Genomic DNA, 19,924 nt, shown 5'->3' with positions numbered 1-19,924 from the left:
CCCCCTGTACGAGGATTCCGTAGAGTGGGGCGAAACGGTCACTCCGTGAGAACGAGGCGTGTTCGCACACGTTCGTCGAGCGCGAGGTGAACAGATGCGGTGCGTTCGCGCCGCCGGACGAGTTGGGAGCGTGGCACGTGGGCATGAGGCCCCCGACCGGAGTACCTACATTGTCGAAGCGGAGCAGAGTTCTGCTGATCCTGGCAGTGGTGGCGGCTGTGCTGCTTCTGCTGGGACCACGGTTGGTGGACACATACACCAACTGGCTCTGGTTCGGCGAGGTCGACTTCCGGGACGTTTACGTCAAAGTTCTCCTGACCCGGATCGCACTGTTCCTGGTGGTCGGGTTGTTCGTCGGCGGTGTCGTCTGGCTGGCGATGCTGCTCGCCTACCGATCGCGCCCGGTCTTCGTGCCGACCACCGGCCCCAACGATCCGGTGGCGCGCTACCGCACCACCGTGATGACCCGCATGCGCGCGTTCGGCATCGGCATCCCCGTCGTGCTCGGTGTGCTCTCCGGCCTGGTCGCCCAGGCCGGCTGGGTCACCGTGCAGATGTTCTTCAACGGCGGCGACTTCGGCACCACCGATCCGCAGTTCGGTATCGACGTCGGCTTCTACGCCTTCGACCTGCCGTTCTACCGTTTCGTGCTCAACTGGTTCTTCGTCGCGATCGTGCTCGGGTTCATCGCGAACCTCGTCACCCACTACATCTTCGGAGGAATCCGTCTCGCCGGTCGCGGCGGAAGCATGTCGACGGCCTCGCGCGTGCAGCTCGCCGTCCTCGCCGGTCTGTTCGTCGCGTTCAAGGCGGTCGCCTACTGGCTCGACCGTTACGAACTGCTCTGGAGCAGCCGCAAGGAACCGACCTTCACGGGCGGTGGCTTCACCGACATCAACGCGGTCCTGCCCGCCAAGCTGATCCTCCTCGCGATCGCCGTCATCTGCGCGATCGCGTTCTTCGCCGCGATCTTCCTGCGCGACCTGCGGATTCCCGCGCTCGCGACGGCGCTGCTCGTGCTCTCGTCGATCCTCGTCGGGGCGGTGTACCCGCTCATGGTCGAGCAGTTCTCGGTCCGCCCGAACGCTGCCGACAAGGAGAGCGAGTACATCGAGCGCAACATCGCCGCGACCCGCGAGGCGTACGGCATCACCGACGACAAGGTGACCTACGAGGACTACCCGGGCGTGGGCACCACCTCGCCCGAGAGCATCCCGGCCGACATCACCACGATCGCGAACGCCCGCCTGCTCGACCCGAACGTGCTTCCCCGCACGTTCACGCAGCAGACCCAGCTGAAGAACTTCTACGGTTATCCCGAGTCGCTCGACATCGACCGGTACGAGATCGACGGCCGTATGGAGGACTACATCGTCGCGGCGCGTGAGCTCTCGCCCACGAGCCTGACCGGCAACCAGACCGACTGGATCAACCGCCACACCGTGTACACGCACGGCAACGGTCTCGTCGCGGCGCCCGCCAACCGCGTGAACGCCGCCGCGAGTGCGTCGGCGGAGGAGGCCGCGAACAGCAACAGCGGCTATCCCGTCTACTTCGTCAGCGACCTCGCGTCGCTCGCCGCGGAAAATCAGGTCATCCCCGTCGAACAACCCCGCATCTACTACGGCGAGGTCATCGGCGAGGCCGATCCGGACTACGCGATCGTCGGCAACAGCGCCGACTCGTCCGGGCCGAGGGAGTACGACACCGACACCGAGAAGTACACCTACACCGGTTCGGGCGGCGTCGACATCGGCAACTGGTTCAACCGTCTGGCTTTCGCCGCGAAGTACGGCGAGCGGAACATCCTGTTCTCGAGCGCCATCGGCAGCGATTCGAAGATCCTGTTCAACCGCGACCCGCGTGAGCGCGTGACCAAGGTCGCGCCGTGGCTGACCGCCGACGGCGACGCCTACCCGGCGGCGATCGACGGCCGGATCAAGTGGGTCGTCGACGCGTACACCACGCTCGACTACTACCCCTACGCGCAGCGTGCGTCCCTCGAGGGACTCGTCGAGGACAGCATCGACCAGAACACCGGCCGGTTGCTTCCCCGCAAGGAGGTCTCCTACATCCGCAACTCGGTCAAGGCCACGGTCGACGCGTACGACGGCACCGTCACGCTCTACCAGGTCGACGAGCAGGATCCCGTCCTGAAGGCGTGGATGGGTGTCTTCCCCGACGCGGTGACCCCGCAGGATCAGATCTCCGACGAGCTGCGCGCGCACTTCCGGTACCCGGAGGACCTGTTCAAGGTGCAGCGCGAGATGCTCGCGAAGTACCACGTCGACGACCCGCGCGAGTTCTTCACGAACAACGCGTTCTGGTCGGTGCCGGCCGATCCGACGGTCGACACCAGCGCAAACCAGCCGCCCTACTACCTGCTGATGGGCGATCGTGAGACGGCGGATCCGCGGTTCCGCCTGACCTCGGCGATGGTGGGCTACAACCGCCAGTTCCTGTCGGCGTACATCTCGGTCGAATCCGACCCGAAGGACTACGGGAAGTTCACGATCCTGCAGCTACCGACGGATACGCAGACCTTCGGTCCGGAGCAGACGCAGAACGCGATGATCTCCGACACCCGGGTGGCCTCCGAACGGACACTGCTCGAACGGTCCAACCGGATCCAGTACGGCAACCTGCTCACCCTGCCCATCGCGGACGGCGGCATCCTGTACGTCCAGCCGATGTACACCGAACGCAACGCGACGGCGGGCAGCACGTCGACCTTCCCGCAGTTGTCGCGTGTGCTCGTCAGCTACCGGGAGCCGGGTGCCAGCGGTGGTGTCCGGATCGGTTACGCGCCCACCCTTGCCGGGGCACTCGATCAGGTCTTCGGATCCGGTGTCGGCGACGCGGCCACCGCTCCCGGTGGTGAGGCGCGGCCGACTGCCGTGGTCGACGACGAGACCCGGGGCGAGGTGCTCGGCGAGGGCGCGACCGGCGAGAACCGGCCCGGCGATCAGCAGCAACAGCAGCCGGCTGCGCCGGCTCCGACCGCTCCGGCGAACCGCGATGCCGCGGTCGCCGAGCTCGACTCGGCGCTCGCGGAGCTGTCCAACGCTCAGACCAGCGGTGATTTCGAAGCCTACGGGCGAGCGCTGCGACGGGTGCAGCAGGCGGTCGACGCCTACGAGTCCACCGGCGGCTGATCCGGGAACGGAATCGGGTACGACGGAATCGGATACGACGAAGGCCCGCGGTTCGCACCGCGGGCCTTCGTTGCATTCGTCGAGGCGGTCGGCGTCAGCGACCGGCCAGCGTGATGTCGACGATCTGCGAGAACTCGGCACCGAAGCCGTACTGCTCGGCGAGCTGGTTCGCGGTGTCGACCGCCTGGGTGAGCTCGGCCGGCAGCTCGGGGGCGGCAGGCGCGGGAGCCTCGGGCGCAGGCGCGGGAGCCTCGGGCGCGGCCGGGGCCGGAGCGGATTCGGTGGTCAGGTACTGACCGCAGACCGGCCACGCACCCGGGCCCTGGGTCTGCAGGACGTTCTCGGCGACGCGGATCTGCTCCGCCTTCGAGGCCTGGTCGGCGGTGCCGCTGCCGCCGTGGGCCTCCCAGGTGCTCTGCGAGAACTGCAGACCGCCGTAGTAGCCGTTGCCGGTGTTGATGGCCCAGTTGCCACCGCTCTCGCACTGGGCGACGCCGTCCCAGTTGTGCGAGGCAGCGGACGCGGTGCCGGTGGCGAGCGCGAACGGAACCGCGGCGAGTGCGCCGGTGACGACGGCAGTGCGGAATGCACGCGTGCTGAAGATGGTCATGCTGTGGAGTCCTTCCCGCGCTCGCGGAAGCGCGACGGCCCTCGTCGATCTCGGGCGACGGAGAATGTCTCCGTCCGGATCGGGGACCGCGTCGATCGCGTCCCTGCCCCTCGGGTCTTCGTAGGCACCGGATCCCGCGGGGCAGAACTGGCGGCGACGGGCCGGTGGTGGCTCGGCTGTTTCGAGCCGGGACCGACAGTACAAAGCGTGTCGCGGTCCGTCATCCCCGCCTCGTGAAGCAAAGATGTCCACGTTGTGGGATGCATCCGTTGCGTTTTCGCTGCTCAGGGCAAAGATAACGGGAATAGATGCATGATTGTTACGCCTTCGTTATGTGACGATAGTCATGGAGGAAATGTGAACGGGGCCACCTCGGGGTCTCCGATCGGGGGTGCGAACGCGCGGATTCGCCTCCGACGAGGCGATTTGCATTCCGTTTCCGCGCTCGTGTAGGTTCGTTCATGCAACGCGGGGTGGAGCAGCTCGGTAGCTCGCTGGGCTCATAACCCAGAGGTCGCAGGTTCAAATCCTGTCCCCGCTACCACCACGAAGGCCGGTCGTCTCGGACGACCGGCCTTCGTTCGTTCGGGGCTCAAGCCCCGGCGGTGGTGTACTCGCTCTCCGGATTCTCCGGCACATCCAGGTCCACCAGCACCCGGCGCAGCAGTTTCCCCGTCGCGTTGCGGGGCAACTCGTCGAGGAACACCACCTCACGCGGAACCTTGTACCGGGCGAGGGTGGACTTCACGAACGCCTTGATGTCCTCGGCGTCGCGGGCCGACTCGGGGGAGGGGACCACGAACGCTCGCAGCCGCTGCCCGAACTCGGAATCCGGAACGCCCACCACGGCGGCGTCGAGCACGTCCTCCCGTTCGGCGAGCAGGTTCTCCACCTCGAGCGGATAGACGTTCTCGCCGCCGGAGACGATCATGTCGTCGTCGCGGCCGTCGACGAACAGCAGTCCGTTCTCGTCCCGGTGCCCGATATCGCCGATCGACAGCAGTCCGTCGATGCGTTCCTTGTCGCGACCGTCGGTGTAACCGGCGAAGGACAGGCCGCTGGAGACGAAGATGCGCCCGGGGACGTGTGGTTCGGTGATGCGGTTGCCGTCGTCGTCGAACAGGACCACGCGGCAGGTCACCGGTGGGCGCCCCGCCGTGCCGGGTGCCTGCCGGATGTCGTCGGGAGTCGCGACCGTCGCGACGGCGCATTCGGTGGACCCGTACAGGTTGTAGAGCACGTGCCCGAAGGCCTCCGTCGTCCGGCGGCATACGTCGGGCGAGAGCGACGAACCCGCGGAGAAGACGATCTTCAGGCTCGAGGTGTCGTACTCGGCGATCTTCTCCGGTCCGAGGTCGAGGATCCGCTGCAGCATGGTCGGGACCACGACCAGCACGTTCGCGCCGTGCTGCTCGATGAGGCCCAGGGTGTCGACGGGGGAGAAGCGCCGCATCATCACCACGGTCTGGCCGAGCGCGAGGGCGAGCGCGAACTGAGAGACGCCGGTGCCGTGGAAGGCGGGGGCGGCCATGAGCATCGTCTGACCGGGGCGCAGCGGAACCCGATCGAGGAACTGGGCCGACGCGAACGGTGACGTGCGGCCGCGCGGTGCTCCCTTCGGGGTGCCGGTGGTGCCGCTGGTGAGCAGTACGAAGCCGCCGAAGACCTCCGGGGCGGGCAGGGACGAGCCGTCCAGCCCTTCGATCGACTGCTCGAGTGTCGGGATGCCGGGGACCTCGTCGTCCACCCAGGAGACGTACCGGCGCACATCGTCGGGCAGTGCGGCGGCGACCTCGGCGAACTCGCTGTCGAAGACGAACGTCGAGACCTGTTCGCGTGCGGCGACATCGACGAGTTGCCGCGGCGCGAAACCGGTGTTCATCATCACGAGCCGCACGCCGAGCTTGGCGGTGGCGAGCATCGTCAGTACGAGTCCGCGGTGGTTGCGGGCCATGATGCCCATGACCGATCCCGGTTCGACCCCGGCGCGCTGCCACGCACGCACGAGGGCGTTGGACCGGGCCTCGAGTTCCTTGTAGGTGACATCACCGGCTTCGTCGATCAGTGCGACGGCGTCGAGGCCACGTTCGGCCTGTGCGTGCACGGAACCGGCGAAGGGGCCGTACTTGTCGGCCGCCATGATCGTCCCGATGCTGCGGTCCACGCGCGGGAAGTGCAGCAGACCTGCGCGATGGAGTACTGCGAGTGATCCGACGATGTCCTTGACCTGGCCGATCGTGTCGTCGAGCGTGATCCGCCCGCCTGTGATCCTGCCGAGAATGTCCTGACCGAGCATCCGTCCCCCTAGCTGTGTGTCGGCGTCAGGACACACAATAGCGGTGACGTATCTCACATTCCAGGCGAACTTCCTCGTATGGGCAGGGCCCTCGCCGCACCTACGGCGAGGGCCCGTCCCCCGGGGGATCCCCCGAAACGCCCGGTACCGTCGCCGGCCCCGATCATCCTTCCGGGACCGGCGACGGACCCCATGACCCGGGCGTTATTTCAGTTCGGAGGACGACTTTCCGAGCACCCGTCGAGCGACGATGAGCTGCTGGATCTGCTGGGTGCCCTCGAAGATGTCGAGGATCTTGGAATCGCGTGCCCACTTCTCGAGCAGCGGCCGCTGCGAGTAACCGTAGGTGCCGGCGAGTTCGACGGCCTTGAGCGAGACCGCGGTACCGGTGCGGCCGGCCTTCGCCTTGGACACCGACGCCTCGAGGGAGTTGGGCTTCTTGTTGTCGGCCATCCACGTCGCGCGCAGCGCGAGCAGGTAGGCGGCCTCCCAATCGGCCTCGAGTGCCAGGAACTCGGCGGCCGCGGCGTGCTGGTTGTTCGCGGGAATGTCGTAGGAGACCTCGACGCCGGCGTCCTTCAGGATCGACCGCAGTTCCTCGAGCACCGCGCGGCCGAGACCCACGGCCATACCGGCCACGATCGGACGCGTGTTGTCGAAGGTCTGCATGACCCCGGCGAACCCCTTCTCGGTGTTCACCTCCGGGGATCCGAGGATGTTGTCCTTCGGGATGCGGCAGTTGTCGAGCACCAGCACGGCAGTGTCGGACGCCTTGATGCCCAGCTTCTTCTCGAGACGCGCGACCGAGAGGCCGGGAGCCTCGCGCGGCACGACGAACGACTTGATCGCGGCGCGGCCCTTCGACCTGTCGACGCTCGCCCACACGACGATGTGGGTGGAGCGCTCACCGGCGGTGACGAAGATCTTCTCGCCGTTGAGGACCCACTCGTCGCCGTCGAGCGCGGCCGTGGTCGTCACGGCCGCCGAGTCGGACCCGAAACCGGGCTCGGTGATCGCCATGGAGGCCCACACCTTGCCGAAACGCTCGAGCTGCTCGTCGGTGGCGACTGCGGCGATCGCGGAATTACCGAGGCCCTGATAGGGGATCGACAGCGTCAGGCCGACGTCGCCCCAGCACGTCTCGATGACGTTGAGGAGCCCGGCCATGTTGCCGCCGTTGGCATTTCCGGCGGGACCGTCCTGCTTGGCCTTGCTGTCGCGGCCGAGCGTGGCACCCGCTGCGCCCTGACCGGAGTCGTTGAGTCCTTCGACCATCGCGGCCATGGTGTCGAGTTCGACGGGGTACTCGTGCTCGGCGAGGTCGTACTTGCGGGAGATCGGCCGGAAGATCTGCGCGGCGACCTGATGGGCCTGGTTCGCGGAAGCCTTGAGCTTCCGGGGAAGTTCGAGATTGATCATCACAGGTTCCTTGTTCGGGTCGGGCCGATCAGACGAGGACGACGCCCTCGGCGACTCCGATTGCTCGCAGGTCGCGGTACCAACGTTCGACGGGGTGTTCCTTGGTGTAGCCGTGGCCGCCGAGCAACTGGACGCCGTCGAGGCCGAACTGCATGCCCTTGTCGGTGGCGAGCTTGCGGGCCAGGGCCGCCTCGCGAGCGAACGACAGTCCCTGCTCGGCCCGCGACGCACCGCGCAGGGTGACCAGACGCAGACCGTCGAGCTCGATCTTGATGTTCGCCACCATGAACGCCACCGCCTGCCTGTGGCTGACAGGCTCACCGAACGCTTCGCGCTCGTTGACGTAGGGGACCACGTAGTCGAGCACGGCCTGTCCGGTGCCCGTCGCCAGAGCGGCCCAGCCCAGACGCGACAACCGCACGGCGTCGGCGTACTGCTCGGCGCGGATGTCGGCGTCGTCGTCGCCGAGACGTGCCGACTCCGGCACCGCGACATCCTCGAGCAGCAGGCGTCCCAGGCCGGCGGCACGCAGGCCCATACCCGGATCGGCTTCGATGACGACACCCTTGCTCTTCGCCTCGACGAGGAAGAGGGACGGCTTGCCGTCGAGTTCGGCAGCCACGACGAACAGTTCGGCGCTGCCCGCGGCCGGGACGAACGACTTCACGCCGTTGAGGCGGTATCCGCTGGGGGAGCGCACGGCCCTGGTCTGCAGCGCGAAGGGATCGAACAGGGCGCGGGGCTCGGCGATCACGACGGACGCCTGGGGGACGTCGTCGCCGGCGAAGGCCGGCAGGTAGGTCTTCTGCTGGTCCTCGGTGCCCCACTGGGTCAATGCCACGGCCACACCGCTCGGCGCGAGGATCGGCAGGGCCAGTCCCATGTCGCCGTGGGCGAGGGCTTCGGCGACGAGCACGTTGGTGACCACGCCGCGCTCGTCGGCGGCGCCGTCGAACGCCTCGGGCACGTTGACCATGGTGATGCCCAGTTCGGCGGCGCGTGCGAGGAGATCGGCCGGGGCCGCGGCCGCCTCGTCGGCGTCGTGCGCGGCGGGCCGGAGGATCTCGGCGGCGAACTCACGCACCGTCTCGGTGATCATCTGCTGATCGTCGGTGGGGGTGAGGTCGAAGAAGTCGGTGTTCTTCGCGGTCGTGAGACGCTGCGGGCCGCTCGCGCCGCCCGACACCTTCTTGAAAGTGCGCGTCGCGGCACCGAGAGTCTTGAAACCCGTCTTCGTGGACTGATACGTGATCCGGTCGATCGTCTCGCGGATCTTGTACCGATCCGCGAGCTCGGATCCGGTGATGCGGGTGAGCACCCGCATGGCGGCGCCCATGGCGTCCCGTCTGATCGGGTTGAGGCCGACGGCGGACGTGTCGCGAGGCGTGTGGCGGGCCACGCTGTCTTGCTTGCTCATGATCACCAGAAGTCTCTCGATGCGGGAGCGGACGACATCCGATCTTACTTCCGAGTAAGGTTGCTGTCTACCGTACGGTAAGTTCCGGTCGCGGCGCACGACGAACTCGGTGGGCCCGAACCCGCCGAGCAGGGTCGAACCCACCGTGATCGGGCCGGATCAGGAGAGCCGGGAGAGCACCTCGTCGTGCAGCCTCCCGTTGGTCGCGACCGCGCTGCCGCCGTGCGGACCGGCCGCGCCCTCGAGGTTCGTGAACCGTCCACCCGCCTCGCGCACCAGGATGTCGAGCGCCGCGAGGTCCCACAGCGACACCTCCGGTTCGAGCGCGATCTCGAGGGCGCCCTCGGCGAGCAGGCAGTACGAGAAGAAGTCGCCGTAGGCGCGCACCCGCCACACGTCGTCGGTCAGGGCGACGAAGCGATCGCGGATGCCACGTTCGTGCCAGCCGCTCAGGCTCGAGAAGCTCAGCGACGACGATGCGAGATCGGCGACCTGCGACACCGAGATGCGGCGCGGCTGCTCGCGGTCGTGCGAGACCCACGCCCCGCTGCCCACAGCTGCCCACCATCGACGGTTCAGTGCCGGGGCGCTGACCACACCGACGACCGGCACGCCGTCCTCGAGCAGCGAGATCAGGCTCGCCCACACCGGCACGCCGCGCACGAAGTTCTTCGTGCCGTCGATGGGATCGACCACCCACTGCCGTCCACGGAAGACCGCGTCGCCACCGAACTCCTCGCCCAGCACCGCGTCGTCGGGCCGCTGCTCGCCGAGCATCTCGCGGATGGTGCGCTCGACGGCGAGGTCGGCGTCGGAGACCGGGCTCAGGTCCGGCTTGTCGTCCACTTTCAGATCCAGCGCACCGAAGCGGGCGCGGGTGATGGAGTCGGACGCGTCGGCGAGTCGGAGGGCGAGGTCCAGGTCGGCGGTGTAGTCGGTGGTCATGACGGAAACGCTAGCCGCCGCGGGTCGGGGTCGAGCAGCGTGCCGCCCCCTGCGCGTATCGATCGCCCACGTCGGACCGGTTCGTCGCTCCGGTAACCTGTTGAATCGTGCATCCCGATGTTTCCGCAGCCCTGGCCGAGCTCGACACGACCCTCCGCACCGTGGAGTCGGTCCTCGACGTCGAGGAGCTGCGACGGCGCATCGACGAACTCGAGCACCAGGCCGCCGATCCCGAGTTGTGGAACGACCAGGAGCACGCCCAGAAGGTCACCAGCGAGTTGTCGCACGCGCAGGGCGAACTGCGCCGCGTCGAGGGGTTGCGCCAGCGGCTCGAGGATCTGCCGGTGCTCTACGAGCTCGCCGAGGGTGAGGAGGGCGAGGACCGCGCCGCGGCCCTGGCCGACGCCGATGCCGAACGTGAGAGCCTGCGCGCCGACATCGAGGCGATGGAGGTGCGCACGCTGCTGTCGGGCGAGTACGACCAGCGCGACGCGCTCGTCAACATCCGTGCCGGTGCCGGTGGCGTCGACGCCGCCGACTGGGCCGAGATGCTCATGCGCATGTACATCCGCTGGGCCGACAAGCACGGCTACGGCGTCGAGGTCTACGACACCTCCTACGCCGAAGAGGCCGGCATCAAGTCGGCCACCTTCGCCGTCAAGGCGCCCTACACCTACGGCACCCTCTCGGTCGAGATGGGCACGCACCGTCTCGTCCGGATCAGCCCCTTCGACAACCAGGGCCGCCGCCAGACCTCGTTCGCGGAGGTCGAGGTGCTGCCCGTCGTCGAGACCACCGACCACATCGACATCGACGAGAACGACGTCCGCGTCGACGTCTATCGCTCGTCCGGACCGGGTGGTCAGTCGGTCAACACCACCGACTCCGCCGTGCGCCTGACGCACATCCCGACGGGCATCGTCGTCACCTGCCAGAACGAGAAGTCCCAGCTCCAGAACAAGGTTGCGGCCATGCGTGTGCTGCAGGCCAAGCTCCTCGAGCGCAAGCGTCAGGAGGAGCGTGCCGAGATGGACGCGCTCAAGGGCGACGGGGGCAGCTCGTGGGGCAACCAGATGCGGTCGTACGTGCTGCATCCGTATCAGATGGTCAAGGATCTGCGCACCGAGTACGAGGTGAACAACCCGTCGGCGGTGCTCGACGGCGATATCGACGGATTCCTCGAGTCGGGCATCCGCTGGCGTATGCGGGAAGAGCAGAAATCGTGATCGGAAACGAGAGAGGGGCCTGTGCCGTTTCTTCCCGGAGCTAGACTGCTCGACTGGTTGTCGACGAGCGGGTTGCAGATCGCGCTCACGATCCTGGGTGCGGTTCTGATCGCCCGGTTCGTCTCCTGGATCGGCAGCCGCATCACGCGGCGCATCGACGAGCGCTACATGCAGTCCGACGACCTCGTGCGCTCCGAGGCGACGAAGCATCGTCACTCGGTCGCCCAGGTGGTCACGTGGATGGCGATCTCGTTCGTGTACATCGTCGCCACCTTGAAGGTGTTCGACTACCTGCAGCTGCCCATCGGCAGCCTGGTCGCGCCGGCGACCGTGCTCGGCGCGGCGCTGGGCTTCGGTGCCCAGCGCATCGTGCAGGACATCCTGGCGGGCTTCTTCATCATCACCGAACGCCAGTACGGTTTCGGCGACACCGTCCAGATCTCCGTGACCGGTGCGTCCGAGGACGCGATCGGCACCGTCGAGGACGTCACGCTGCGCGTCACCCGGGTGCGCAGTACGGCAGGTGAGGTGATCACCGTCCCCAACGGCCAGATCAACAAGGCAGTGAACCTGTCGAAGGACTGGGCGCGTGCCGTGGTGGACGTCCCGATCCCGGTGACCGCCGATATCGCCGACGTCACCGAGATCCTGCGCGAGCTGGGTGTGGCGGCCTACAAGGAGCCCCGCCTGCGCGAACTGCTGCTCGACGAGCCGAGCGTGATGGGTGTCGAGAGTCTCGAGGTGGATCAGCTCAGCGTGCGGATGGTCGCGCGCACCCTGCCCGGCAAGCAGTTCCAGGTGGGCCGACTGTTGCGTGCGCGTATCGCGGGTGCGCTGCGTGAGCAGGGCATCACCGTCACGCCGCAGCTCGACACGGCCAGCGTCGTCGATCGTGTGGAGGCGCAGTGAACGAGGAGAGGGAGCCGCACCGCAGGCGTATTCCGTCGCACCTGCTCGGTGGGCGGATGAGGACCACGACCTTCGCGTTGTGCAGCCTGTGGGTGGGGATGTGGGTGCTCTATCTGTTCCTGAACCAGCCCGAGGACACGCCTGCGGCGCCGTCGAGCGCGGTGATCATCTCCGAGACCCCCTACGTGCCGTACGTGCCCCCGGCGGCGACCGTGCCCCCGCAGAAATCCACTCCGGAGACCACCGACACGCCCTATCCGTCGACCACCTCGTCGACGTTCCCGCCCACGACCTCGACGAGTGTTCCGGGCTCGCCACAAGGCGTCCTGCCCCCGCAGGTACCCACAACCACGGCACCCCCGACCACGACGACCAGGCAACTCCCGTTCGATCTGCCCCGGATACCCGGACTGAACGAGGAGCAGGGCCGGACGGTCCCGGAGAACACCGACTCACCGTCCCCGTAGGGTGCGGACACGCCGGTACGGCAGGTCACCGAACGGTAACGGTTAGCATGTCCACGTGATCCGGCTGGAGAATGTGTCCAAGTCCTACAAGACGTCCACGCGACCCGCACTCGAAGGGGTCTCGGTGCACGTCGAGAAGGGCGAGTTCGTCTTTCTCATCGGTCCCTCCGGATCGGGGAAGTCGACCTTCCTCCGGTTGCTCCTCCGTGAGGAGAAGCCCACGACCGGCGACATCCACGTGGCCGATTTCCACGTCAACCGGCTCCCGGCTCGTCGCGTACCGAAGTTGCGGCAGAACCTCGGGTGCGTCTTCCAGGACTTCCGGCTGCTCCAGCGCAAGACGGTCGCCGAGAACATCTCGTTCGCTCTCGAGGTGATCGGCAAGCCGCGCGGGATCGTCGACCGGACGGTGCCGGAGGTCCTCGACCTGGTGGGGCTGTCGGGCAAGGCGGACCGGCTCCCCGCCGAACTGTCGGGTGGCGAACAGCAGCGCGTGGCGATCGCGCGCGCCTTCGTCAATCGTCCGCTGGTGCTGATGGCCGACGAGCCGACCGGCAACCTCGATCCCGAGACCAGCCAGGACATCATGCTGTTGCTCGAACGCATCAACCGCACGGGCACGACGGTGCTCATGGCGACCCACGATCACCACATCGTCGACTCGATGCGGCGACGGGTCGTCGAACTCGATCTCGGACGCGTCGTGCGCGACGAGGCGCGCGGCGTCTACGGCGTCGGCCGATAGATCCCGTCACCCGAGCACTCCCACCAGGCAACCGAAGGATTCCCACCCGATGCGTGCCAGCTTCCTGTTCAGCGAGGTCACCACCGGCCTGCGCCGCAACCTCACCATGACCATCGCGATGATCCTCACCACGGCGATCTCGCTCGCGCTGTTCGGTGCGGGTCTGCTCGTGGTCCAGATGGCGGGTAAGACGGAGCGGATCTTCCTCGACCGGGTCGAGGTGCAGGTGTTCCTGACCGAGGACATCTCCTCGCTCGATCCGGACTGCGAGCAGGACCTCTGTTCCGCTCTGCGCGGCGACCTGGAGAACACCGACGACGTGGTGTCGGTCCAGTATCTGAGCCGCGACGACGCCGTCGCCGACGCCACCGAACGCGTCTTCGCCGATCAGCCCGAGCTCGCCGAACTGGTGAGTGCCGACAGCTTCCCGGCCTCGTTCAAGATCAAGATGTCCGATCCGGAGCGTTTCGCCGCGATCCAGGACGACTTCGGCACCAGACCGGGTGTCGACAGCGTCCTGAACCAGCAGGATCTCGTCGAGCGCCTCTTCGGTGTGCTCGGCGGCATCCGCAACGGTGCCTTCGCCATCGCCACCATCCAGGCCGTCGCGGCCGTGCTCCTCATCGCCAACATGGTGCAGATCGCGGCCTTCACCCGCCGCACCGAGGTCGGCATCATGCGGCTGGTCGGCGCGACCCGCTGGTACACGCAGCTGCCCTTCCTCCTCGAAGCGGTGATCGCGGCGATCGTGGGCGCCGCACTCGCCATCGGCGGACTCTTCGTCGCCAAGAGCATGTTCGTCGACGACATGCTCACCGAGGTCTACGACGCGAACATCGTCGCCCGCATCACCGACAGCGACATCCTTCTGGTCTCGCCGTTCCTGGTGCTCGTGGGTGTCGGAATGGCCGCCCTCACCTCGTATGTGACCTTGCGTCTGTACGTGCGTGAATAAGGTGTTGTGCGAGGTTCCTATGCTGGACGGTGTTCTGTTCGATCGATCGTGGACCGGAAAGGCCTGCACGTGAAGGAAAAGGGCCGGAAGGTCATCGCGACCAACCGCAAGGCGCGCCACAACTACACCATCATCGACACCTACGAGGCGGGAGTCGCGCTCGTGGGTACGGAGGTCAAGAGCCTGCGCGAGGGCAAGGCGTCCCTCGTCGACGCGTTCGCGACGGTCGACGACGGTGAAGTGTGGCTGCGCGGGCTGCACATACCCGAATACGGGCACGGCACGTGGACCAACCACGCCCCCCGTCGTACCCGCAAACTACTGCTGCACCGACGAGAGATCGACGCGCTCGTCGGCAAGACCCGTGAGGGCAACCAGACACTCGTGCCGCTGTCGATGTACTTCTCCGACGGCAAGGTCAAGGTCGAGCTCGCACTCGCCAAGGGCAAGCAGGACTACGACAAGCGCCAGGATCTCGCACGCCGGACCGCCGAACGCGAGGTGACCCGCGAGCTCGGCCGGCGGGTGAAGGGCATGAGCCGCTGATCGCGGTCGCGCTCGCGTTGCTCGCCGCGGTCGGTTACGGCCTGAGCGATTTCGCCGGCGGCGCCGCATCGCGGCGCGCGAGCGCGTTGGGTGTCGTCGCCGTCACCTACCCGGTCTCGCTCGTCGTCTCCCTCGTCGCGGCGTCCGTCGTCGGTGGCCATGTCACCGCCGCGTCGCTGGCGTGGGGTGCGGCGGCGGGCGTGGCCGGCGGGATCGCCGTCTGGTGGTTCTACCTCGCGCTGGCCGACGGGCCGATGTCGGTGGTCTCTCCGATCACTGCGGTGGTCGTGGCAGGGATCCCCGTGCTCGTCGGCATCGCGCTGGGGGATCGGCCCGGGCTGCTCGCCTGTCTCGGCATCGTCGTCGCCGTGGTGGCGGTGGGTCTGGTCGGCCGCGAATCCGACGAGACCGTCACCGGTGTCGGGCACCCGCCCTTCACCCCCACGATCGCGTGGTTGACCGTCGGATCCGGCATCGCGTTCGCGTTGTCGTTCGTCGGGCTCGGCCAGGTCGGGACCGACACGGGACTGTGGCCGCTCGCGGCGTCCCGCGCCACCGCCACGCTGGTGGTGTGGTTCGTGATCGTCTTCTCGTGGCGCACGGTGGTGTGGCCGATCCGGCCCCTCCTGCCGATCCTCATCGGGATCGGCGCGATCGACGTGATCGCGAACGGTGCCCTGCTCTTCGCCTACCAGTACGGTCTGCTGTCGCTCGTGAGCGTGATCGCCGCACTGTATCCGGCGGTGACGGTGCTGCTCGCCGTCCTCGTGCTCGGTGAGCGGGTGAGCCGGGTGAAACTGCTCGGGCTGGTCGCGGCGGGCTTCGCCGTCGCGCTCGTCGGCCTGCCGGGCTGATCCGTCCCGGGACGGGTGAGGCCGAGCCGGTGACGCCGCTGGTGAGAGGTGATGTGAGCAGGCTCATGACCCGGCTGCGAATCGTTTCGAGAAATGGGAATGACATCGTGCCTCGAGGTCGTTACAGTAGGTAGTCCTGCGACAGTCGCAGGTGCGTACGGGGCTGAACGGTTTCGACTGCGTACGTTGAGCAAGGGGAAGCGTGTCGGTGCAGGCAAGAGACCACCGTAAGCGTCGCTGCAACCAATTAAGCGCCGAGTCCACTCAGCGCGAGTACGCCCTCGCTGCCTAAGCGAGCGCGTCTCTGTCAGCCCGGGTTTGCTCTCGACCCGGATCCTGGCATCGACTAGAGAGCTCTACCGTGCGGCTCGGTCGCGGAGACGTACGGGACAGCAAACAGCGACTGGGATCGTCATCTCGTCTTGTTCGCGAGAACGGGAGATCCGAGTAGAGACATAGCGAACTGCACACGGAGAAGCCCTCGCAAGGCGGCGGAGGACCCGGGTTCGATTCCCGGCAGCTCCACCAACGGCCCGGGTAGGAGATCGACACTCGATCACCTACCCGGGTTTCGTCGTTTCGGGATCCCGGACCGGAGGTCAACGGATCGGCGCGGAGAACGGCAATGCCCGCCGCCGAGACTCGGGTGTGAGTTTCTCGGCGACGGGCACAGTCGCGCTGTCGGCCCGGAGGACATCGGAGACGATGCCGGGACAGCGGAGCGAAACGAAGGATGTCCTCCCCGGCAGGGCCTTCATTCCACTCGGTGAAAGTAGTCGATTATATCGTGAGCTAACAATATGACTCTGGGGTTGGAAACTTTGGTCTCTACGGAGTAGTGACCTTTGCGGCGACCAGCCGTGTCGACGCCCGGATCCGGGTACTCATCCCGCACATACCGCTGGACCGGCGGGCAAGATGAGGGCACCACCATCGACGAGGAGAACACATGGCGCACGAACGAGCGGGACAGCCGGCCACGGCAGCGGATCTCGAGGACCTCGCACATCTGGTCACCGCCTACTACACCGTGCAGCCCGATCCCGAGAACATCTCCCAGCAGGTGGCATTCGGCACCTCCGGTCACCGCGGCTCGAGCCTCGACGGTGCCTTCAACGAACACCACATCCTCGCGACCACCCAGGCCATCGTCGAGTACCGCGCGCAGCAGGGCACCTCGGGCCCGCTGTTCCTCGGCCGCGACACGCACGCGCTGTCCGAACCGGCCTGGGCGAGCGCACTCGAAGTGCTCGTCGCGAACGGTGTCGAGGTGGTGGTCGACTCCCGCGACCGCTACACCCCGACTCCCGCGGTCAGTCACGCGATCCTGCAGCACAACGCCGGATCCGGGGCCCGTGCCGACGGCATCGTGGTCACCCCCTCGCACAATCCGCCGCGCGACGGCGGCTTCAAGTACAACCCGCCGTCCGGTGGACCGGCCGACAGCGATGCGACCTCGACCATCGCCGCCCGCGCCAACGAACTGCTCGCCGCCGGACTCGACGGGGTGAAGCGGGTGCCGCTCTCCTCCGCCCTCGCCTCCGCCGGACGGCACGACTTCCTCGCCGCCTACATCGACGACCTGCCGAACATCGTCGACCTCGACGTCGTCCGTGCCGCAGGGGTACGGATCGGTGCGGACCCGATGGGCGGTGCGAGCGTCGACTACTGGGGCGAGATCGCCGAACGGCACGCGCTCGACCTCACCGTCGTCAATCCGCTCGTCGACGCCACCTGGCGGTTCATGACACTCGACACCGACGGCAAGATCCGGATGGACTGCTCGTCCCCGAATGCGATGGCGTCGCTGATCGGCAACCGGGAGGCCTTCGACCTCGCGACCGGCAACGACGCCGACGCCGACCGGCACGGCATCGTGACCCCCGACGCTGGTCTGCTCAACCCGAACCACTACCTCGCCGTCGCGATCGACTACCTGTTCCGCAACCGGCCGGGCTGGGCGGAGTCGAGCAAGGTGGGCAAGACGCTGGTGAGTTCGTCGATGATCGACCGGGTCGCCGCCGGAGTGGGCCGCGACCTGCTCGAGGTGCCCGTCGGCTTCAAGTGGTTCGTGCCCGGCCTGAGCGACGGTTCGCTGGGCTTCGGTGGGGAGGAGAGTGCCGGTGCCTCCTTCCTCCGGCGAGACGGCTCGGTGTGGACCACCGACAAGGACGGCATCGTACTCGCGCTGCTCGCGGCGGAGATCACCGCGGTGACGGAGAAGAGCCCGTCCCGGTACTACGCCGAACTCGTCGACCGGTACGGCGACCCCGCTTACGCGCGCGTGGACGCCCCTGCGACGCGGGAGCAGAAGGCGGTGCTGTCGAAGTTGTCGCCCGAGCAGGTCGGTGCCACCGAACTCGCCGGCGAACCGATCACCGCGACGCTCACCGCGGCACCCGGCAACGGCGCCGCGCTCGGTGGCCTGAAGGTGACCACCGAGAACGCGTGGTTCGCCGCCCGTCCCTCCGGCACCGAGGACGTGTACAAGATCTACGCCGAATCGTTCCGGGGCCCCGACCATCTCGCCGAGGTCCAGCAGGCGGCGCGCGAACTCGTCTCGTCCGTCCTGTCCTGAGCGCGGCCGCCACCGCGCCCCGGCGAGGTCGTGCGCCTCGCTAACATCGTGGGTATCATGCGGACACGTGACGCGGCGTTGCCGCGTGAAATCTGGGTTCTGGTCGTCGCGAGTTTCGTCATCGCGCTCGGCTTCGGTCTCGTGGCTCCCGCGCTGCCGCAATTCGCGCGCAGCTTCGACGTCGGTGTCACGGCGGCGACCGTCGTCGTGTCGTCGTTCGCGGCGATGCGACTGCTGTTCGCACCCGCGAGCGGTTCGCTGGTGCAGAAGCTGGGGGAGCGGCCCGTCTACATCACGGGCCTGCTCATCGTCGCCCTGTCGACGGGGGCGTGCGCGTTCGCCGCGAGTTACTGGCAGCTGCTCGTCTTCCGGGCCCTCGGCGGTATCGGGTCGACGATGTTCACCGTGTCGGCGCTCGGGCTGCTCGTGCGGATCGCGCCCGCCGACGCCCGCGGCCGTGTCTCGGGCCTGTACGCGACGAGCTTCCTCATGGGCAACATTCTCGGCCCGCTCGTCGGTGGTGCGCTGATCGGGCTGGGTCTGCGCGCACCCTTCCTGATCTACGCCGTGGCGCTGCTCGTGGCGGCCTCGGTCGTGGGGATCAGCCTGCGCTCGTCGGATCTCGCCCGTCCCGACAAGGGGGACGGCGTGCCCGTCATGCGCCTGCGCGACGCACTGCGCTCGCCGGTCTACCGCGCGGCCCTCGGGTCGAACTTCGCCAACGGCTGGGTGGTGTTCGGGGTCCGCGTCGCGATGGTGCCGCTGTTCGTCGTCGAGGCCCTCGAGGAAGGGGAGGCCTTCGCGGGTGTCGCGCTGACGGCGTTCGCAGTGGGCAACGCACTCGTCCTCATCAAGTCCGGCAAGCTGTCCGACCGGTTCGGGCGGCGCCCCTTCGTCCTGGCCGGTCTGCTGGTGTGCGGGGTCAGCACGATCGCGATGGGATTCACCGAGAGCGTCGTGTGGTTCCTCATCACCTCGTTCGTGGCGGGCATGGGCTCGGGACTGTCGAACCCCTCGCAGCAGGCCGCGGTCGCCGACGTCGTCGGCAGCAAGGCCCGGGGCGGGCCTGTGCTCGCCGCATTCCAGATGGTCGCCGACGTCGGCGCGGTGATCGGTCCGATCGCGGCCGGTTTCCTCGCGGACCGGGTGTCGTACTCGACGGCCTTCGCGGTCACGGGTGTGATCATGCTCGCGGCAACCCTGCCGTGGTTCGCAGCCGGGCGCACCCGCGTCGCCGAGCAGGCGGCACCGGTGACCGGCGACACAGCGCGGTGAGTCGACTGCCGGGTACTGTCGCCGGCATGTGGGTCGGTCTCGTCTCCACGCTCGCCCGATTCGGTCTGGCAGCGGTATGGCTCGTCTCCGGTTGGGTGAAGTTCTCGGACCCGACACAAACCGTCGTCGCGGTTCGGGCGTACCACATTCTGCCCACCGACTGGGTGCGGCCGTTCGCCGCGGTCTTTCCCGTGCTCGAACTGGTCCTCGGGCTGGTCCTGCTGGTGGGATTGGCGACCCGCCCCGCAGCGTTCCTCAGCGCACTCGGGTTGGTCGCGCTCGTCGCCGCGATCGCCTCGGCGTGGGCGCGTGGTCTGTCGATCGACTGTGGCTGTTTCGGGGGAGGGGGCGTGGTCGAGGGTGTCGACGGCCGCGACTACGCGATCGAGATCGCCCGGGATGTCGGCTTTCTGGCGATGTCGATGTGGCTGATCGTCCGACCGCGCACCTGGTTCGCGCTCGGTCCGGGTTCGCGGATGTCCCTCTCAGCGGCCACTCAGCCGTCGATGGCAGAGTGAGATCGTCCT

General features: G+C 67.6%; 16 protein-coding genes, 1 tRNA gene and 1 other RNA gene. 13 read left to right on the top strand and 5 right to left on the bottom strand.

Annotated features, from left to right (window positions below):
• The first annotated feature begins 137 nt into the window (after window positions 1-137).
• Window positions 138-3,155, top strand: coding sequence for a UPF0182 family protein (locus tag EQ874_RS07230; protein ID WP_026002997.1), 3,018 nt, complete (start codon window positions 138-140; stop codon window positions 3,153-3,155).
• Between the two features lie 94 nt (window positions 3,156-3,249).
• Here the strand turns inward: EQ874_RS07230 and EQ874_RS07225 are convergent, their stop codons facing one another.
• Window positions 3,250-3,765 (bottom strand): transglycosylase family protein, encoded by a 516-nt coding sequence (locus EQ874_RS07225; RefSeq protein WP_129976382.1) that lies wholly within the window; start codon window positions 3,763-3,765, stop codon window positions 3,250-3,252.
• 467 nt (window positions 3,766-4,232) lie between these two features.
• On the opposite strand from EQ874_RS07225, the gene EQ874_RS07220 reads away from it, so the two are divergent.
• A tRNA-Met gene (locus tag EQ874_RS07220) sits at window positions 4,233-4,309 on the top strand.
• A 48-nt stretch (window positions 4,310-4,357) separates the two neighbouring features.
• On the opposite strand, the gene EQ874_RS07215 is transcribed toward EQ874_RS07220, so the two are convergent.
• The 4 genes from EQ874_RS07215 to hisN all read right to left on the bottom strand — a co-directional run bounded on the left by EQ874_RS07215 (window position 4,358) and on the right by hisN (window position 9,842).
• Window positions 4,358-6,061: an acyl-CoA synthetase gene (locus EQ874_RS07215; RefSeq protein ID WP_129976381.1), complete on the bottom strand. Its 1,704-nt coding sequence runs from the start codon at window positions 6,059-6,061 to the stop codon at window positions 4,358-4,360.
• 204 nt (window positions 6,062-6,265) lie between these two features.
• A complete protein-coding gene (locus EQ874_RS07210; protein WP_129976380.1) occupies window positions 6,266-7,480 on the bottom strand; it encodes an acyl-CoA dehydrogenase family protein in 1,215 nt (404 codons plus the stop codon).
• A gap of 28 nt (window positions 7,481-7,508) precedes the next feature.
• Window positions 7,509-8,903, bottom strand: coding sequence for an acyl-CoA dehydrogenase family protein (locus tag EQ874_RS07205; protein ID WP_129976379.1), 1,395 nt, complete (start codon window positions 8,901-8,903; stop codon window positions 7,509-7,511).
• A 153-nt stretch (window positions 8,904-9,056) separates the two neighbouring features.
• Entirely contained in the window at window positions 9,057-9,842 is a 786-nt protein-coding gene (gene hisN / locus EQ874_RS07200) for a histidinol-phosphatase (protein ID WP_064064810.1), read from the bottom strand.
• Between the two features lie 107 nt (window positions 9,843-9,949).
• Here hisN and prfB point away from each other — a divergent pair, with 107 nt between their 5' ends.
• The 11 genes from prfB to EQ874_RS07145 all read left to right on the top strand — a co-directional run bounded on the left by prfB (window position 9,950) and on the right by EQ874_RS07145 (window position 19,915).
• Window positions 9,950-11,068 (top strand): peptide chain release factor 2, encoded by a 1,119-nt coding sequence (prfB, locus tag EQ874_RS07195; protein WP_016933537.1) that lies wholly within the window; start codon window positions 9,950-9,952, stop codon window positions 11,066-11,068.
• A 21-nt stretch (window positions 11,069-11,089) separates the two neighbouring features.
• Window positions 11,090-11,977, top strand: coding sequence for a mechanosensitive ion channel family protein (locus EQ874_RS07190; RefSeq protein WP_026003152.1), 888 nt, complete (start codon window positions 11,090-11,092; stop codon window positions 11,975-11,977).
• A 56-nt stretch (window positions 11,978-12,033) separates the two neighbouring features.
• Window positions 12,034-12,444, top strand: coding sequence for a hypothetical protein (locus EQ874_RS07185; protein ID WP_242496671.1), 411 nt, complete (start codon window positions 12,034-12,036; stop codon window positions 12,442-12,444).
• Between the two features lie 55 nt (window positions 12,445-12,499).
• A complete protein-coding gene (gene ftsE / locus EQ874_RS07180) occupies window positions 12,500-13,189 on the top strand; it encodes a cell division ATP-binding protein FtsE (RefSeq protein WP_129976378.1) in 690 nt (229 codons plus the stop codon).
• 49 nt (window positions 13,190-13,238) lie between these two features.
• Entirely contained in the window at window positions 13,239-14,144 is a 906-nt protein-coding gene (ftsX, locus tag EQ874_RS07175) for a permease-like cell division protein FtsX (protein WP_064064808.1), read from the top strand.
• Between the two features lie 69 nt (window positions 14,145-14,213).
• Entirely contained in the window at window positions 14,214-14,690 is a 477-nt protein-coding gene (gene smpB, locus EQ874_RS07170) for an SsrA-binding protein SmpB (protein WP_026003226.1), read from the top strand.
• The gene (locus tag EQ874_RS07165; RefSeq protein WP_207213511.1) at window positions 14,687-15,544 is read left to right on the top strand and encodes an EamA family transporter; all 858 of its coding nucleotides are present in this window, start codon (window positions 14,687-14,689) and stop codon (window positions 15,542-15,544) included. Before smpB ends, EQ874_RS07165 begins: the two co-directional genes overlap by 4 nt.
• A gap of 159 nt (window positions 15,545-15,703) precedes the next feature.
• Window positions 15,704-16,072: a transfer-messenger RNA gene (gene ssrA, locus EQ874_RS07160) on the top strand.
• 421 nt (window positions 16,073-16,493) lie between these two features.
• Entirely contained in the window at window positions 16,494-18,122 is a 1,629-nt protein-coding gene (gene pgm, locus EQ874_RS07155; RefSeq protein ID WP_129976377.1) for a phosphoglucomutase (alpha-D-glucose-1,6-bisphosphate-dependent), read from the top strand.
• 57 nt (window positions 18,123-18,179) lie between these two features.
• Entirely contained in the window at window positions 18,180-19,397 is a 1,218-nt protein-coding gene (locus EQ874_RS07150; RefSeq protein ID WP_165369213.1) for an MFS transporter, read from the top strand.
• A 26-nt stretch (window positions 19,398-19,423) separates the two neighbouring features.
• Window positions 19,424-19,915 carry a MauE/DoxX family redox-associated membrane protein gene (locus EQ874_RS07145; protein WP_129976375.1) on the top strand — a complete coding sequence of 164 codons (492 nt, stop codon included), beginning with the start codon at window positions 19,424-19,426 and terminating at the stop codon, window positions 19,913-19,915.
• The last annotated feature ends 9 nt before the right edge of the window (window positions 19,916-19,924 follow it).

Origin of the sequence: Rhodococcus sp. Q1, assembly GCF_004153645.1 — a bacterium.
Lineage (GTDB): Bacteria > Actinomycetota > Actinomycetes > Mycobacteriales > Mycobacteriaceae > Rhodococcus > Rhodococcus gordoniae.
The sequence above is the reverse complement of the archived record's forward strand: the minus strand, read 5'-3'. Positions and strand labels throughout refer to the sequence as shown.